Origin of the sequence: Mesorhizobium sp. M2A.F.Ca.ET.042.01.1.1 (assembly GCF_003997405.1) — a bacterium.
Taxonomy (GTDB): Bacteria; Pseudomonadota; Alphaproteobacteria; order Rhizobiales; family Rhizobiaceae; genus Mesorhizobium.
The window spans coordinates 1-1,889 of record NZ_RZRX01000506.1 but is presented as its reverse complement, the minus strand read 5'-3'; the positions used below and the strand labels follow the sequence as shown (position 1 = coordinate 1,889).

Below are 1,889 nucleotides of genomic sequence, written 5' to 3'. Positions count from 1 at the left end.
GAGCGAATAGTTTTCGGCGACCAGGCCCCACAGCCAGCTGCCGGCCGCGATACCGCCTGACGCCAACGCAGAGTAGATCGAGAGCGTGCGACCAACGACCCACCGTGGGCTCGACAACTGCACGCTGACGTCAAGTCCCGTCCAGGTGACGACCCAGCCTGCACCGCCGAATGTCAAGGCGATCGTCGCCACCACCAGGGAAGGCGTGAAAGCAAGAGCCAGGCAGCAGGCGGCGCAGGCGATGCACGCCAGTGTGGTCAGCCGCTCCTGCGACAGCGAGCGTCTCAGCGCGTTATTGGAAATGCCTGCGCACAACGCACCCACGCCAAAACCGGCCATCAGCACACCATAAGCGACTGGTCCGCCTCCCAACTGATCGCGGGCAACGAGAGGCAGCAGCGCCAGGATCGAGATGCTCGTCAGGCCGAAAAGCGCTCCCCGCGCGATTGCTGCTTTAATCTCGCCCGACAGTGCCGTGAAGCGCGCGCCGTCATGGATGGCCGTGGTCATCGGCTCGCGAGGCAGAGGCGAAGAGCGAGCGCTCCATTTGCAGCGCCCTATGACCCACAGCATCGCCAAATAGGTCAGCGTCGCTAGGGCGAAAGCCGTCAGTGGTCCAAAGGAAGCGACCAGAACGCCGCCGAGCGCCGGACCGATGCTTCGCATGGCATTGTAGCCGACCGAGATCAGCGTGACGGCTGCCGGAACCTCGCGCTTTCGCACGATGTCACCAACAGAGGCATGCCAGGCCAGTAAAGGCAGCTCCGCATCCGGCTAGACAGCTGAAGGCGAGGATCATCCACGGATCATAAAACCCCTCCAGCGGAGCAAACGTCGCCGACGAAACTGTAGCCGCGTCCGCGCGCGCCACCCTGCTCATTGGGCGAGCCCCTCTCTGTTGGTGTATGCGTTTAGTCGGAGGTTTCTCCTTTGGTGCACTTGCCCATGGAGAGTGGCAGGATCAGGGCATTGTGAATGCCCCAGCTCAAGTAATTTTCGAAGTCTGCTTCAAAGCCAAAACGAAACCGTTCTGCTAGAAATACCTGTTCCGCTCATAGCCAATGCGCCAATCGATCATTCTGCCGGAAGGTTCAAGCGTGACCATCCGCCATTCGGGTGCCTATGGTTCGCGCGACGTTTTGAGAAGACCATATCGTGGGAAGACCTAGCGCTCCTTTCATTGCGTTTCGCGGCTGGTTTCATTAATGAAGCCGAGCTTCGCAAAATCCGCAAAATCAGGAGCATCACGTGACAGAAGAATCCGAGAATAATTCAGAAGCTCTCATCGAGCTTACCGCCGACGTCGTCTCTGCCTATGTTTCGAACAACCCAGTCCCCGTTGGCGAACTTCCGGGCCTGATCGACCAGGTGCATGCCGCACTAAAAGGCACGATCGGCGGCCCGGTGGCGAAGCCTGAAGCCCGCCTGCCTGCCGTTCCCGTCAGGAAATCTGTCACGCCCGACTACATCATCAGCCTGGAGGACGGAAAAAAATTCAAGTCACTGAAGCGGCATCTCGCGACCCACTATGGCCTCACGCCTGACGAATACCGCGCCAAGTGGGGCCTGCCGGCAGACTACCCGATGGTCGCTCCGAACTATGCTGCAGCGCGTTCTGCTTTAGCCAAGACCATGGGGCTGGGCAGAAAGCCTGGACAGATCAAACAGGCTGCCTCTGCAAAGAGGACCCGCAAAAACGGCGCGGCCTGAGCGTTCGTTAGTGCACGTAATCGAAAGGCGGGGGTGCCCCGCCTTTCGCTGGACATTCGCCCGGTCTGGAGCAAGCTGCGCAAGTTTTCGCTCGATCTATGTTCCCGCGGGATTTCGTCCACCGTCGGCTCTTGCGCGTGCGCAAGAGCCAGTCAGCTTGCTTTGCTGATATTCCCGGC

Annotated in this window: 1 protein-coding gene and 1 pseudogene; one reads left to right on the top strand and one right to left on the bottom strand. The window is 60.0% G+C overall.

Annotation, left to right across the window (positions count from 1 at the left end):
- Positions 1–817, bottom strand: a pseudogene (locus EOA23_RS34280) (MFS transporter); the annotation flags it as partial.
- 431 nt (positions 818–1,248) lie between these two features.
- Here EOA23_RS34280 and EOA23_RS34275 point away from each other — a divergent pair.
- The gene (locus tag EOA23_RS34275; RefSeq protein ID WP_127307277.1) at positions 1,249–1,710 is read left to right on the top strand and encodes a MucR family transcriptional regulator; all 462 of its coding nucleotides are present in this window, start codon (positions 1,249–1,251) and stop codon (positions 1,708–1,710) included.
- The last annotated feature ends 179 nt before the right edge of the window (positions 1,711–1,889 follow it).